The organism is Caulobacter sp. DWP3-1-3b2 (assembly GCF_049896325.1).
GTDB lineage: Bacteria > Pseudomonadota > Alphaproteobacteria > Caulobacterales > Caulobacteraceae > Caulobacter.
In genome coordinates this window covers 1-12747 of the sequence record NZ_JAFCUB010000014.1, presented here as the reverse complement: position 1 = coordinate 12747, position 12747 = coordinate 1, and the positions used below count along the sequence as shown (strand labels likewise).

The 12747-nt window shown below is 66.4% G+C and carries 17 protein-coding genes; 8 read left to right on the top strand and 9 right to left on the bottom strand.

Features of this window, described 5'->3' with window-relative positions:
- Nucleotides 1–106 precede the first annotated feature (106 nt).
- On the top strand, nt 107–238 hold the full coding sequence (locus ACP7AG_RS11150) for a hypothetical protein (RefSeq protein WP_426030863.1): 132 nt from the start codon (nt 107–109) through the stop codon (nt 236–238).
- A gap of 84 nt (nt 239–322) precedes the next feature.
- Here ACP7AG_RS11150 and ACP7AG_RS11145 read toward each other — a convergent pair whose 3' ends face one another.
- The gene (locus ACP7AG_RS11145) at nt 323–1264 is read right to left on the bottom strand and encodes an electron transfer flavoprotein subunit alpha/FixB family protein (protein WP_426009371.1); all 942 of its coding nucleotides are present in this window, start codon (nt 1262–1264) and stop codon (nt 323–325) included.
- On the bottom strand, nt 1264–2010 hold the full coding sequence (locus ACP7AG_RS11140; protein ID WP_426009369.1) for an electron transfer flavoprotein subunit beta/FixA family protein: 747 nt from the start codon (nt 2008–2010) through the stop codon (nt 1264–1266). The genes ACP7AG_RS11145 and ACP7AG_RS11140 overlap by 1 nt, the downstream gene beginning before the upstream one ends.
- A 253-nt stretch (nt 2011–2263) precedes the next feature.
- Here ACP7AG_RS11140 and ACP7AG_RS11135 point away from each other — a divergent pair, with 253 nt between their 5' ends.
- Nucleotides 2264–2527 carry a hypothetical protein gene (locus tag ACP7AG_RS11135; protein ID WP_426009366.1) on the top strand — a complete coding sequence of 88 codons (264 nt, stop codon included), beginning with the start codon at nt 2264–2266 and terminating at the stop codon, nt 2525–2527.
- Between the two features lie 42 nt (nt 2528–2569).
- On the opposite strand, the gene ACP7AG_RS11130 is transcribed toward ACP7AG_RS11135, so the two are convergent.
- Both ACP7AG_RS11130 and ACP7AG_RS11125 read right to left on the bottom strand, forming a co-directional pair.
- Nucleotides 2570–3148: a cob(I)yrinic acid a,c-diamide adenosyltransferase gene (locus tag ACP7AG_RS11130; protein WP_426030862.1), complete on the bottom strand. Its 579-nt coding sequence runs from the start codon at nt 3146–3148 to the stop codon at nt 2570–2572.
- Nucleotides 3149–3258: 110 nt separating this feature from the next.
- The gene (locus tag ACP7AG_RS11125; RefSeq protein ID WP_426009361.1) at nt 3259–3456 is read right to left on the bottom strand and encodes a twin transmembrane helix small protein; all 198 of its coding nucleotides are present in this window, start codon (nt 3454–3456) and stop codon (nt 3259–3261) included.
- A gap of 345 nt (nt 3457–3801) precedes the next feature.
- Between ACP7AG_RS11125 and ACP7AG_RS11120 the strand changes: the two genes are divergently transcribed.
- The 3 genes from ACP7AG_RS11120 (at nt 3802) to ACP7AG_RS11110 (ending at nt 5365) form a co-directional block, all read left to right on the top strand.
- Nucleotides 3802–4035, top strand: a complete 234-nt coding sequence (locus ACP7AG_RS11120; RefSeq protein ID WP_426009358.1) for a hypothetical protein — start codon at nt 3802–3804, stop codon at nt 4033–4035.
- Nucleotides 4032–4679: a TetR/AcrR family transcriptional regulator gene (locus ACP7AG_RS11115; RefSeq protein ID WP_426009356.1), complete on the top strand. Its 648-nt coding sequence runs from the start codon at nt 4032–4034 to the stop codon at nt 4677–4679. The genes ACP7AG_RS11120 and ACP7AG_RS11115 overlap by 4 nt, the downstream gene beginning before the upstream one ends.
- Nucleotides 4680–4762: 83 nt before the next feature.
- Nucleotides 4763–5365: a TetR/AcrR family transcriptional regulator gene (locus tag ACP7AG_RS11110; protein ID WP_426009354.1), complete on the top strand. Its 603-nt coding sequence runs from the start codon at nt 4763–4765 to the stop codon at nt 5363–5365.
- Here the strand turns inward: ACP7AG_RS11110 and ACP7AG_RS11105 are convergent.
- Both ACP7AG_RS11105 and ACP7AG_RS11100 read right to left on the bottom strand, forming a co-directional pair.
- Nucleotides 5362–5547 (bottom strand): hypothetical protein, encoded by a 186-nt coding sequence (locus ACP7AG_RS11105; protein ID WP_426009351.1) that lies wholly within the window; start codon nt 5545–5547, stop codon nt 5362–5364. The two genes, ACP7AG_RS11110 and ACP7AG_RS11105, sit on opposite strands and share 4 nt — an antisense overlap.
- 97 nt (nt 5548–5644) lie before the next feature.
- Entirely contained in the window at nt 5645–7249 is a 1605-nt protein-coding gene (locus ACP7AG_RS11100; RefSeq protein ID WP_426030861.1) for a serine hydrolase, read from the bottom strand.
- A gap of 127 nt (nt 7250–7376) precedes the next feature.
- Here ACP7AG_RS11100 and ACP7AG_RS11095 point away from each other — a divergent pair, with 127 nt between their 5' ends.
- A complete protein-coding gene (locus ACP7AG_RS11095; RefSeq protein ID WP_426030860.1) occupies nt 7377–8348 on the top strand; it encodes a sugar phosphate isomerase/epimerase family protein in 972 nt (323 codons plus the stop codon).
- 69 nt (nt 8349–8417) lie between these two features.
- Here the strand turns inward: ACP7AG_RS11095 and ACP7AG_RS11090 are convergent, their stop codons facing one another.
- Together ACP7AG_RS11090 and ACP7AG_RS11085 are read right to left on the bottom strand one after the other, a co-directional pair.
- The gene (locus tag ACP7AG_RS11090) at nt 8418–8759 is read right to left on the bottom strand and encodes an endonuclease domain-containing protein (protein WP_426030913.1); all 342 of its coding nucleotides are present in this window, start codon (nt 8757–8759) and stop codon (nt 8418–8420) included.
- Nucleotides 8760–8997: 238 nt separating this feature from the next.
- Nucleotides 8998–10692, bottom strand: coding sequence for an acyl-CoA dehydrogenase family protein (locus ACP7AG_RS11085; protein ID WP_426009340.1), 1695 nt, complete (start codon nt 10690–10692; stop codon nt 8998–9000).
- Between the two features lie 118 nt (nt 10693–10810).
- Here ACP7AG_RS11085 and ACP7AG_RS11080 point away from each other — a divergent pair, with 118 nt between their 5' ends.
- Nucleotides 10811–11437, top strand: a complete 627-nt coding sequence (locus tag ACP7AG_RS11080) for a glutathione S-transferase family protein (RefSeq protein WP_426030859.1) — start codon at nt 10811–10813, stop codon at nt 11435–11437.
- A 45-nt stretch (nt 11438–11482) separates the two neighbouring features.
- On the opposite strand, the gene ACP7AG_RS11075 is transcribed toward ACP7AG_RS11080, so the two are convergent.
- The gene (locus tag ACP7AG_RS11075; RefSeq protein WP_426009334.1) at nt 11483–11704 is read right to left on the bottom strand and encodes a hypothetical protein; all 222 of its coding nucleotides are present in this window, start codon (nt 11702–11704) and stop codon (nt 11483–11485) included.
- 215 nt (nt 11705–11919) lie between these two features.
- Here ACP7AG_RS11075 and ACP7AG_RS11070 point away from each other — a divergent pair, with 215 nt between their 5' ends.
- The gene (locus ACP7AG_RS11070; protein ID WP_426030858.1) at nt 11920–12510 is read left to right on the top strand and encodes an SH3 domain-containing protein; all 591 of its coding nucleotides are present in this window, start codon (nt 11920–11922) and stop codon (nt 12508–12510) included.
- Nucleotides 12511–12747: the final 237 nt, after the last annotated feature.

Below are 12747 nucleotides of genomic sequence, written 5' to 3'. Positions count from 1 at the left end.
AGGCTGACAAGGTCGCCCAGATACCGTCGTTCGTAAACCCCGCTTTGTCGGACCATCTTAGCGGCACAGGCCGACGAGGCCGACATTCTTGCTCACAGGTGCTCCGATGAAACTCCTCCTGATCGCCGCCGTCGCCGTGCTGTCCCTGCTGGTTGCCGCCGGCGACAATGTCGGCCCGCCGCTGCGGTACGGCGACGCGGTGTGGTCGGCCACCATGCCGATCCACAGCCCGAAGTGAGGGGCCCCGCCTTCATCGCAGCGCCCAAAGAAAAAGGCCCGGGATCGCTCCCGGGCCTTCTCTATTCCGCTATCCGCGAAAGCCTTACTTACCAGCCGCCGTCAGGGCGTCCATCAGTTCGGGTACGACGGTCTTGTAGTCGCCCACCAGGCCGTAGTCGGCGACCTGGAAGATCGGGGCGTCGCTGTCCTTGTTGATGGCGACGATGATCTTGCTGTCCTTCATGCCAGCCAGGTGCTGGATGGCGCCCGAGATGCCGATGGCGATGTACAGCGCCGGGGCGACGACCTTGCCGGTCTGGCCGACCTGGTAGTCGTTCGGCGCATAGCCCGCATCGACCGCCGCACGCGAGGCGCCGACGGCGGCGCCCAGCTTGTCAGCCAGCGGCTCGATGACCTTGGAGAACTCCTCGGCCGACCCCATGGCGCGACCGCCGGAGACCACGATCTTGGCGGCCGCCAGTTCCGGACGGTCGGACTTGACCATCTTTTCGCTGACGAACCGGGCCTGGCCGGCTTCTGCGCCGCCGACGGTTTCCACGGGGGCCGAGCCGCCTTCTTCCGCCGCCGCGAAGGCGGTGGGGCGCACGGTGATCACCTTCTTGGCGTCCGAGGTCTGGACGGTCTCGAGGGCGTTGCCGGCATAGATCGGGCGGGTGAAGGTGTCGGCCGAGACGACCTCGACGATCTCGCTGATCGGGGCAACATCCAGCTTTGCGGCGACGCGCGGCGCGAAGTTCTTGCCGCCCGAGGTGGCGGGCACGAGGATCGCGTCGTAGTTACCCGCCAGGGCCAGCACGGCGTCGGCCTGCGCCTCGGCCAGACCGTGGCCGAGAGCGTCGCTTTGGGCCAGCAGCACCTTGCGCACCCCGGTGATCTTGGCCGCTTGGGCGGCCACGGCGTCGGCGCCCGACCCCAGAACCAGCACGTCCACCTCGGACGACAGTTTCAGGGCGGCGGTGACCGTCTTGTGGGTGCCATCGCGCAGGTGCGCGTTGTCGTTATCGGCGACGACGAGAACGGCCATCAGAGCACCCCCGCGGTTTTCAGCTTGGAAACGAGATCGGCGGCGGTTTCGAGCTTGACGCCCGCCGAACGCTTGGCGGGCTCGGCCACCTTGACCACCTTGAGACGCGGCGCGACATCGACGCCGTAGTCGGCGACGGTCTTGCTGGCGATCTCTTTCTTCTTGGCCTTCATGATGTTGGGCAAGGAGGCGTAGCGCGGCTCGTTGAGGCGCAGGTCGGCGGTGATCACGGCCGGCAGATCGACGTCCAGCACCTGCAGGCCGCCATCGACCTCGCGGGTGACCTTGGCGGTCGAACCGGAAACCTCGACGGCCGAGGCATAGGTGGCTTGCGGCCAGCCCAGCAGGGCCGACAGCATCTGGCCGACGGCGTTGTTGTCGCCGTCGATGGCCTGCTTGCCCATCAGGATCAGGTTCGGCTGTTCCTCGGCGGCGACGGCGGCCAGCAGCTTGGCGACGGCCAGCGGCTCGGGATCGGCGTCGGTGACGATCAGGATGCCGCGATCGCCGCCCATGGCCAGGGCGGTGCGAATGGTTTCCTGCGCCTGTTGCGGACCAATGCTGACCACCACGATCTCGGTGGCGACGCCCTTTTCCTTGAGACGCACGGCTTCCTCGACCGCGATCTCACAGAAGGGGTTCATCGACATCTTGACGTTCGCAAGGTCGACTCCGGTCTGATCGGGCTTCACCCGGACCTTCACATTGTAATCTATAACCCGTTTGACCGGGACCAGAACCTTCATCGGTCTACGCCGCCTCCTGGCTAGTTTTTCCTGCCTGCGCCGACGGAATTAGCGCGTTGCGGCAGGTTTGCAAGTTTCCCCTGACGTAAGCGTAATGCATTATCGGCCGAGGCGTTCAAACAATCGTAGGCCACTTGCGCGGCCGCGTCTGCTGCGCTGCACACTGAAGCTGAGGATTGGCGTGGCGCCGCGCTGGCGCGGGTGTGCGTAGAACCCTCTGGCCACTGGCTCGGCGGGCGATTATGAGGCGTTCATGAAGAGCAACATCATCCAGCTGCAGAAGATCTTCTTCGGCATCTTCCTGGTCTCGTGCGCCAGCGTCTTCGCCTACCACTATTTTTATGTGTGGCCGAAGGAGCGCTGCGGCGAGCGCGGCGGCGCCTGGGCGGAGAAGTGGATGAAGTGCGGCACGGTCTACCCGATCGAGCGCCTGACCATGCGGCCGTCGAACCTTCCGCCGATCAATACCGACCCGCAGAAGATGGAAGGTCCGTCGGTGTCTCGGCCGGCGAAGTAGATAAGACCCTTTCCCTCTGGGAGAGGGTTTCTCGAACGCCCCCTACCGCGTCGCCCCCGGCTTCCACAGCACGTCTGCCGCGCCGTCGTCATTGGCCCGGCGGGAGGCCACGAACAGCAGGTCCGAAAGGCGGTTCAGGTACTTGAGCGCCGGCTCGCTGACGATTTCGCCCTCCACGCTCATCAGCTCCACGACCGAGCGTTCGGCTCGCCGGCAGACAGTGCGGGCCACGTGCAGGGCGGCCGAGGCGGGCGAGCCGGCCGGCAGCACGAACGAGGTCAGGGGCGAGAGCCTGGCGTTGATCATGTCGATCTCGCGCTCCAGCCGCTCGACCTGGCTGTCGACCACCCTAAGCGGCTCCCATTCCGGCTTTTCGTTCTGCTCGGGGGTGGCCAGGTCCGCGCCCAGGTCGAACAGGTCGTTCTGGATGCGCTCAAGCAGGGCGTCGAGTTCGGCGTCTGCCTTCGTGTGCTGGCGCGCCACGCCGATACAGGCGTTGGCCTCGTCGACTCCGCCATAGGCCTCAACCCGTATCGACGCCTTGCTGACCGGCTGTCCGGTCGAAAGCCGGGTCAGACCCTTGTCACCGGTGCGGGTGTAGATGCAGTTGAGCGTCACCATGGGTCGAAGGTTCCGTGTTGGCCGCGCCAGTGGCAAGGCGCCCTGGGGCAAGATGTCCTAGCGCGAATGGCGCAACCCTCTGGCTTACTCGACCATTAGGGGAGTCTGGTTTAGCGACCGCGCCACCAGAAGGCGGCCATCAAAACCACCACCGCCAGGAACTGCAGCGCCACGCGCAGGCGCATCAGCTTGTTGGAATGGGAACGTCCGAAGTCGCCGCCCTTGAACAGGGCGAAGATGCCGAAGCAGAGCGTGATCAACACGGCGCCAAGGGTGACGGGGACGAGAAGGTCGAACAGTTTGTCCATGGCGGCAAACTAGGCGCTCGCTCCAGGCTTGGCCAGAGCGTCTCGCAGCGCACCGAGAAGGGGAGGGTCCCCCGACCGCCGTTTGATCCGGCGTACCGATCCGACACTGCGTTCGTCGACTCTGTTCGTTGAGTGCATTTGTCGCAGTGACGCAGATCTACCGGTACCATACACAGCTCAAACGCTGCTGTTCGGCGATTTTAGTTCAGTTCCGAGTTGCAACCCCTTGAAGCTGAGGGTACACGCGCCAACTTCGAATTTCCGTACGCGTTCGCTGAACATGATCAATTCCTCACCGCAGGTCATGTCAGCGCCATTTCCCAGCGGCGAGGCAGGAGAGACCCGATGGCTCAGAGCGCCCGCAGCGCCGACGCCGCCGCCGATTTTTCCGCGTCCGAGCGCGATGAAGCCATGGTGGAAGTCCGCCAATTGATCACCGACCTGCGCGACGCCGCTCAGGATGGCCGCGCCCTGGCGCTCCGATACGCCGAGGTTCTTCAGAACGTCGTCGATGAATATTGCATTGAATTCGAGAAGCGCGCGGAAGCCGCGCTTGCTCGCCTGGAGTCCGTCGCATGAGTTTTGTCGCTTTGAATCCCGGGTACAACACCGAAACCCCGATCAAGATGACCCGCCGGGCGCTGGCCAAGCAGCACACGCGCGAGCGCGTCCTGTCGGCCGCCCGCCGCCTGTTCACCGAGCGTGGCTATGAGGGGGCGACCATCCGCGATATCGCCCAGGCCGCCGGCATGTCGACGGGCGCCGTCTTCGCCAGCTTCGCCGACAAGAGCGAGTTGTTCGACGAGATCCTGACCGCCGACTACGAGGTCATCTACGCTCAGATGAAGCAGGCTGGCGCCAATGCCGTCAGCGTCGAGGAAGGCGTGATCGGCATGTTCGCCGTCGCCTACGGCTTCCATGTTGAGCAACTGCCCCTGTTGCAGGCCAGCATCGCCGTGTCCTGGACCCGGTCGGAAACCGCCGAGCGCCGTAACCGCGGTCACCTGAAGCACATCTTCACTTTGCTGAGTGACGTGCTGATCCGCGGCGTCGAACGCGGCGAGCTTAAAGCCGCCGCCGACACTAAGCTGCTCGCCGAGATCATCTGGGACGTGTATGTCGCCAACTATCGCCGGGCGATCTTCGACGCCTGGACGGTTGAGGCACTGCTGTCGCGACTTTCGGATCAACTGAAGGTCATTCTGGCGGGCGCGCGCGCTTAAGAACCGACCGGGGGCGGCCGCCCCTTGCCGGAGAGGCCGCTCCCAGATGCATTTGTGACGCAGGCTATCCGGGGGGACGGTGCTTGGGCGTACGGGAAGAGCAGAAACAGGCGACGCGTGAGAAGGTCCTCGAGGCCGCGCGAGACCTGTTCAACGACACGGGCTACGACGAGACGACGATCCGCGCGATCGCCGAACGGGCGGGCGTTTCGGTCGGCAGCGTCTTCACAACCTTCGCCTCCAAGGCCGAGGTGCTGAGCCACGTCATGGAGACGCGACTGGCCGACCTCTACGCCGAGTTCGACCGGGTGGTGCCGTTCCTGCGCGGTGCGACCGCCGACCGTCTGTCCTCGATCTTCGCCATCCACTACGCGTTCGAGACGCGCCGGGTGAAGCTGTTCCTGGCCCACATCGCCGCGTCCTACAGCCCCTCCAACGACCCTGGCGTCACCCCCTACGGCCGCAATGTACGGCTCAATTCCATGCTCCGCGAGGTGCTGGACGACGGAAAGACGCGCGGCGACGTACGGCTCGATCTTGACTCCGACCTGACCATCAATGTGCTCAAGGCCGCCTATGCCTGGAACTATCGCCTGGCTGCGGCCAACGGGGCCCAGGCCAACGAGCTAGCGGCCGCCATGGACCAGCAGATCGTGTTCATCGCCGAAGGCTGGCGGCCGCGTTAAGACAGCGCGCGGATCAGGGTGTCAAAGGCTTGCCGCGTGGGCTGGACCAGCTTCACGACCCCGGTCCCCTTGAACGCGTAGACCATCACCGCCGTCAGGCTGAGCAACAGTGCGTTTTCCACGGCCGAAGCGGCCCTGGTGTCTTGGGCGAAAGCGCGCAGACGTCGATATGGGCGGGGCATCAGTGTCCTTTTTCGGGATCGAGAATCCTCCAGCCGGCAAGTGTGAGGCCGCACGTCTTGAAGCCTCTCCCGCTGGGAGAGGGTTTCAAATTGCAGGCTAAACCTTTGTCAGCCGCAGATCCTGATAGTCATACGAGAAGTCCGCCAGCGGCGAGACCGCCCGCATCGTGGCCCCCACAACCACCCCGGCCTTGACCTCGAACACCATGAACGCGTCCTCTTGCGAGCGGTCCTCGAACCGCGTGCGGAACGTATCCCCATCGAAGGTTTCCAGCGTGCCGCGCAGAGCGGGGGTCTTGTCGAAGGCGATCTTGAGCCCCTTCTTCACCACGCTGACCGTGATCGTGCCGTACCAGGGATCGCGGTAGGTCCCGACATAGGCGGCCAGCGGTAGGCTTGGCTTGACGCCGCCGCCCTTGGGGGTGACGGCCTCGGCGGCGTCCTTGATGGTCTTGGCGTCGGTGGTGGCCTGGACTCGCTTGGACGAGCCGATCCAGTCGAAGTCGGCGCGGCCCTGCAGCCGATCGGGGCCGCCATAGCGCAACGCCCGGAAGAGCGGGGCCTCCTCCGCGTTGGTCATCACCATGATCCCCGACTTCCGGCCCGGCAGCAGACCCGTATAGGAGATGAAGCCGGCCAGACCGCCGGTGTGCGACAGCAGCCGCTCGCCGCGATGGTCCTGGATGAACCAGCCCAGGCCATAGGCCTGCATCGTCGGGCGCACGGGGTTGTCGGCGGTAGGGCCGTCGGTCCAGGCGGTGATGGTGTGGGGCTTCCACATCTCGCGCGACGAGGCCTCGGTCCACAGCTTTAGCCCGCCGGGCGTCGCGCCCAGCCCCAGCTGGACCTGCAGCCACTTGCCGATGTCGCGCGCGGAGGTGTTGAGACCGCCCGCCGCTCCAGCGGCGCCGAAACTGCCGTCGAACGGCAGCACGGTCTGCGGTCCCAGGCCCCGCACCGGCGGACCCATCCGCGCATGCGGCTCGGCCCGCGATCGATCGCCGATCATTGAGGGCAGGGGCACGCTGTCGCTCATGCCCAGGGGATCCAGGATCCGCGTCTGGATGAAGTCTTCCCAGGGCTTGCCGGTGACGGCGGCGATCACCTCGCCGGCCACCACATAGAGCACGTTGTCATAGGCGTAGCCGGTGCGGAAACCCTCGCCCAGCGGCAGGTGCTTCATGCCGGCCACGATGTCGGCGCGGCTGTGGGTGGGGTTGGGCCAGATCATCAGGTCGCCGGCCCCCAGGGTCAGGCCGCTGCGGTGGCACAGCAGGTCGCGCACCGTCATCAGCTTGGTGACCACCGGGTCGCTCATCTCGAAACTGGGCAGATAACGCGTGACCGGCGCATCCCACTCGACCTTGCCGGCCTCGACCAGCATGGCCAAGGCGGCGGCGGTGAAGGCCTTGGTGTTGGACGCCACGCCAAACAGGGTGGAGTCGGTGACCCTGTCGGTCCCGCCCATTCGCTTGACGCCATAGCCCTTGGCCAGGGTGATCTGGCCGTCCTCGACCACGCAGATCCCCAGGCCCGGCTCGTCTGGGAACGCGGCCATCACCTGCTGGGCGTAGAGGTCGATCGCGGCGGCGGCCTGGCCGGTCTCGGCGGCCCGCGCCGAACGCGGCGTGGCGACCAGGGCGCCGGCCCCGACGGTGGCGAAGGCCGACAACAGGGCGGCGCGGCGGGTGGTGGCGATCATGCGGGGTCCTCGTATAGAGGCCGCAGCTAAGCCTGCGTCGGTGTTTGGGGCAAGGCGCGCGGCGCGCGACGGCCATCGACGCGGCGCGGGATCAATGCATAGTCCGAGGAAGATGCAGGAAACGGAAATGCTTGACCTCACGCGACGCGGCCTTGTCGGGGCCATTGGCCTGGGCGCAGTGACCTTCCCAGGCGTCGGCCTGGCCGCCGCCCAGCCGTTCTTCGCGCGCACCGGCCTGCCGATTGGGTTGCAGCTCTACACCCTTGCCGACCAGGCCAAGGCCGATCTGGAGGGCACGCTGCGCGCCGTCGCCGCGATCGGCTTCAAGACCATCGAACTGGCGGGCTATCAGGGCCGCACCCCGGCTCAGCTGCGCGCTGCGATGGACGCCGTGGGGCTGAGCACGCCCAGCGCCCACGTCCAGGTCCAGGCCCAGGGCGGCGAGTCCAGCCTCGACGGCGACCTGTCGCGGCTGGCCGACGAGGCCCACATCCTGGGGGTCAAGCGGATCGTCATGCCGATCTTCTACACGCCCGCGCGCTTCGACCTGAAGCCCCGCGCGGGCGAGGCGTTCGGCCAGGTCCTGGGCCGGATCGGCGGCGCCATGACCGCCGACGACTGGAGCTTCAACGCCGACTTCCTCAACGCCAAGGGCGCGGTGCTGGCCAAGTCCGGGCTGAGGCTGGCCTATCACAATCACAATCCCGAGTTCCGGCTCCTAGCGGACGGCAAGCCCGGCGCACGCACCGGCTACGAGATCCTGCTGGCCCGCACCGATCCAACCCTGGTCGAGTTCGAGATGGACGCCGGCTGGGTCGCCGCGGCGGGCCAGGACCCCTTCGCTCTGCTGAAGGCCCACCCGGGCCGGTTCACGGCCATGCACGTCAAGGACATCAAGGCGACGACCAAGCCCAACTTCGTGTTCGTCCAGGACCCGACCGAGGTGGGCTCCGGCATGATCGACTGGACGCGGTTGCTGCCGGCCGCCTACGCCGCCGGGGTGCGCGACTTCTTCGTCGAGCAGGAGCCGCCGTTCGCGCATTCGCGGCTGGAGTCGGTGGGGGTGAGTTATGGGTATCTGGCGGGGTTGAGGGCGTAGGGTCGAGTAATCCCTCTCTCATGGAGAGAGGGAGGGGCCCGCCGCCGAAGGCGGTGGGAGGGTGAGAGGTTACACCCTCGCCGATCGGAGCACCGCCAGGATGTCGTCCGCTACCCCGCCGGGGTCGGCCAACACGCGCTCGTTGTTGAACCTCAGAACCTTGTACCCGAAGAGCTTCAGCGTTTGAGTGCGACGCGCGTCATAGTCTTCACGCCCCTCGTGAGCGACGCCGTCCAACTCAACGATCACCTTCGCCGACTCGCAGACGAAGTCCGCGAAGTAGCGGTCTATCGAGACTTGTCGCAGGAACCTGAACCCGCCCAGCCGGCGGTTTCGGACAAGTTTCCAGACCACCCTCTCGGCCAAGGTCTGGTTCTGACGAAGGCGACGAGCGTTGGCGGCCGTGTCCACGGCGAGAGCTTGAGCCAAGGCCGTGGACGCATTCAACGGAAGAAACCAGGATTTTCCGGTGGGCGGTGAAACCTCTCACCCTCCCACCGCTGCGCGGCGGGCCCCTCCCTCTCTCTATGAGAGAGGGTTTTCGAGGTCCGACAACCATCCTTCTCGGACCCTGGGCCAGCCGTCAGGCAATACGACTGTCATCCCGGACAAGCGCGTAGCGCGCTGATCCGGGACCGGGGCGGCGGGGCTAGTTCCCCTCCTCCAGCAGCCGTCTCGCGATCACCTGCGCCTGGATCTCGCCGGCGCCTTCGAAGATGTTGAGAATCCGCGCGTCGGCCAGCAATCGGCTGGCGACATATTCCACGGCGAAGCCGTTGCCGCCGTGGATCTGCAGGGCGTTGTCGGCGGCGGCCCAGGCGACGCGGGCGGCGATCAGCTTGGCCATGCCGGCCTCGAGGTCGCAGCGCTTGCCCTCGTCCTTCTGGCGGGCGGCGAAATAGGTCAGCTGGCGCACGCCCATGATCTCGGCGGCCATCATCGCCAGCTTGTTGTGGACGCGGGGGAACTCGAAGATCGCCTGGCCGAACTGCTGGCGGTCCAGGGCGTAGGCCAGGCCGGTTTCCAGCGCCGCCTGGGCCACGCCGACGGCGCGGGCGGCGGTCTGGATGCGGGCGCTCTCGAAGGTGGCCATCAGCTGCTTGAAGCCCTGGCCGGGCACGCCGCCCAGCAGGTTCTCGGCCTTCACCGTGAAGCCGTCGAAGGCCAGCTCATATTCCTTCATGCCGCGATAGCCGATCACCCCGATCTCGCCGCCGCTCATGCCGTCGGCGGGGAAGGGCGCCTCATCCGTGCCGCGCGGCTTCTCGGCCAGCAGCATTGACAGGCCGCGATAGTCGCTGGTGTCGGCTTCGGTGCGGACCAGCAGGGTCATGACGTCGGCGCGGGCGGCGTGGGTGATCCAGGTCTTGTTCCCGGTCACTAGATAGGCGTCGCCGGTCAGGGTCGCACGGGTGCGCAGGCTGCCCAGGTCCGACCCGGTGTTGGGCTCGGTAAAGACGGCGGTCGGCAGGATCGAGGCGTCGGCGATCTTCGGCAGCCAGTAGTGCTTCTGCGCCTCGGTGCCGCCGGTCAGGATCAGCTCACCGGCGATCTCCGAGCGGGTAGCCAGCGAGCCGACGCCGATCCAGGCCCGCGACAGCTCCTCGGAGACCACGCACATGGCCATCTTGCCCATGCCGGCCCCGCCATATTCCTCGGGGATGGTCAGGCCAAACACCCCCAGGGCGCCCAGTTCCTCGACCAGTTCGATGGGGATCAGCTCGTCCTTCAGGTGCCATTGGTGGGCGAAGGGCGTGACCTTCTCCTCGGCGAAGGCGTGGAACTGGTCGCGGATCATCTCGAAGGTTTCGTCGAGGCCGGTGTTTTCCAGCGTAGGGCGACCTCGGGCCTCGGCCAGTCGCCGGGCGATGCGGGTCTTCACCGCCTGGGTGCCGCCCTCGACCATCAGCTTCATCAGGCCGTTGGAATAAAGCCGGTTCAAAACGGCCCGGTCGGTGACCAGATGAGCGGGGCGGACGATCTCGCCCTGGTTCATCGGCACGCCGCCGACCAGCTGGGCGCAGTATTCGGAAAACAGCAGTTGGGCCAGCAGGGCCTCGATCTCGCCGAACCGGCCCTCGGCCTCCAGCCGCTCGGCCCAGCCGGCGACCTGGTTCAGCAGCTCGGCATAGGCGGCGTACCAGCCATAGCCGTGCACCTGGTGCTGCTTGTCATCGGCCAGCTTGCGGTCGATCTTGCCGCCTGCGCCCGTGATCGCGGCCTTCACCGCCGGCTTGGCCTCGGCGACGAACAGCTGGGCGGCGCTGGCGGCTTCGCGCAACAGCACGGTCAGACCCGGCAGGATCAAGCTTTCCGAAGTTTCCTGAACGACCGTATCGGTCATGGCTTGCTCCCGTGCGCCAAACAGTTGTTTTCTTTTACTCTGGAGCCTTTCGCACCTGCGAGCAATGCCGCAGTGCAACATAATGGGGGGCCAAAGGCTAAAAAGGCAGGGAACAAGCATGCTCGTCGTCCATCACCTCAACGAATCGCGCTCGCAGCGGATCCTCTGGCTGCTGGAGGAGCTCTCCCTGCCCTACGAGATCCGGTTCTACGAACGCGACAAGCAGACCCGCTTGGCGCCGCAAGCCCTGCTGCACGTGCACCCGCTGGGCAAGTCGCCGGTGCTGACCGACGGCGACGCCACGATCATCGAGAGCGGGGCGATCACCGACTATGTCATCCGCCGCCACGCCGGCGGCAAGCTGGCGCCCGATCCGGCCTCGGCCGACTACGACGCCTATCAGCAGTGGCTGCACTATGCCGAGGGCTCGGCCATGCTGCCGATGCTGCTGCGGATGTATGTCGGCCGGCTGGGCGAGGCCGGCGCGCCGCTGCACCCGCGCATCGAGAGCGAGATCGCCAATCATCTGGCCTATGTCGAGGGGGCGCTGGAGGGCCGCGACTTCTTCGTCGGCGACGGCTTGACCGGCGCCGACATCCAGATGAGCTTCATCGCCGAGGTCGCCAAGGCGCACGGCAAGCTCGCCGACTATCCGAACCTGGCCGCCTGGATCGAGCGCATGCATGCGCGTCCGGCCTGGCAGGCGGCGCTGGAAAAGAGCGGGCCGTACAAGCTGGGGGAATAGGACGCTCTGAAACCTTCTCCCGGAGGGAGAGGGTTTCGCAAGTCCTCAACCCACCTGGAAGTAAGCCGTGTCGCTGCCCTCGGAGTGGGCGACCACCATCACATCCATCTCGACCCCGTCGTCGAGGGTCAGGCGGGCGCGGCCGGCGCGGAAGGCTTCGCGCATGGCGTCGGGGTCGCCGGTCACGGCGCCCTTGCCGCCCCGCGAGCCGTTCAGTTCATTGACGAGATGGACGGCGAATTCGACGGGGCGGCTTTCGCGGGCCACGAGGAGCGCGCCGGTACCGATGCGCGCGGGCTTTGAAGGTTTAGGCATGAATGGTGAACGGCCGAGGCGGCGTTTAGCTGCACCACGTACGGCGTGGAAAATTCTTAGATGAACGAAATCTGTCGGCGCGCCGCCCGTCGCCGTTCAGCTTCACCTTGTCATGGTGTGCCTCAAGGGGCCGGTACGCTCCGCACCATTCGCAAGGGACCACGACCATGAGCATCATCATTCTGACCAAGAAGATCGGCCTCAAGCAAATTGGGATGGGCCTGGCCATGACCGCCACCGCCCTGACCCTGGCTGTTGCTCCCACCAGCGCCAGCGCCATGTCGCAGAAGCTGGGCGGCGTCATCGGCTGCAACGCCTCGGGCGGCAAGCAGGAAGTCGGCGCCGTGATCGGCGGCCTGCTGGGCGCCGTCGCTGGCAATAAGCTGGCCAAGCATGACCGCAGCACGGGCACGGCCATCGGCGCCGTGGTCGGCGCGGGCGCGGGCTCCTATGCCGGCTGCCAGATGCAGAAGACCCGCGCTGCGGAAAATGCCGGCGGGGCCTACACCAGCGACGGCATCCGGCTCGCCGACTCGGTCGAGGCCGCGCCGATGACCGCGATCAAGGGCAAGTACGTCGCCCGCTCGACCCTGAACCTGCGCGGCGCGGCCTCGACCCGCAGCGCCAAGATCGGCTCGGTCCAGGCCGGCGAAGTGTTCCAGGCCCTGGGCCGCACCGGCGACGGCAAGTGGATCCTCGTCGGCCAGGACGGCGTCGGCGTCGGCTATGTCAGCAGCGCCTACGTCTATCGCGCCTAGGCCCCAACCGGTTCTGGCGGGCCGCTTAGCGTAAAGGCCCGCCCGTGCGGCAAGCCCGTCTGTCCCCCGGCAGGCGGGCTTGTTCGTGCCCTCAGATTCCACTCATCCCGACGAAAGTCGGGATGTGGATTCACACTTGAAGTGCAACAGGGCGTAGACCTCGGCGGGTGTCTGGAAGCCCAGGCACTTTCGAGGCGTGTGGTTGTGGAGCCTGTTGAGCCACAGGATGTCGTCCAG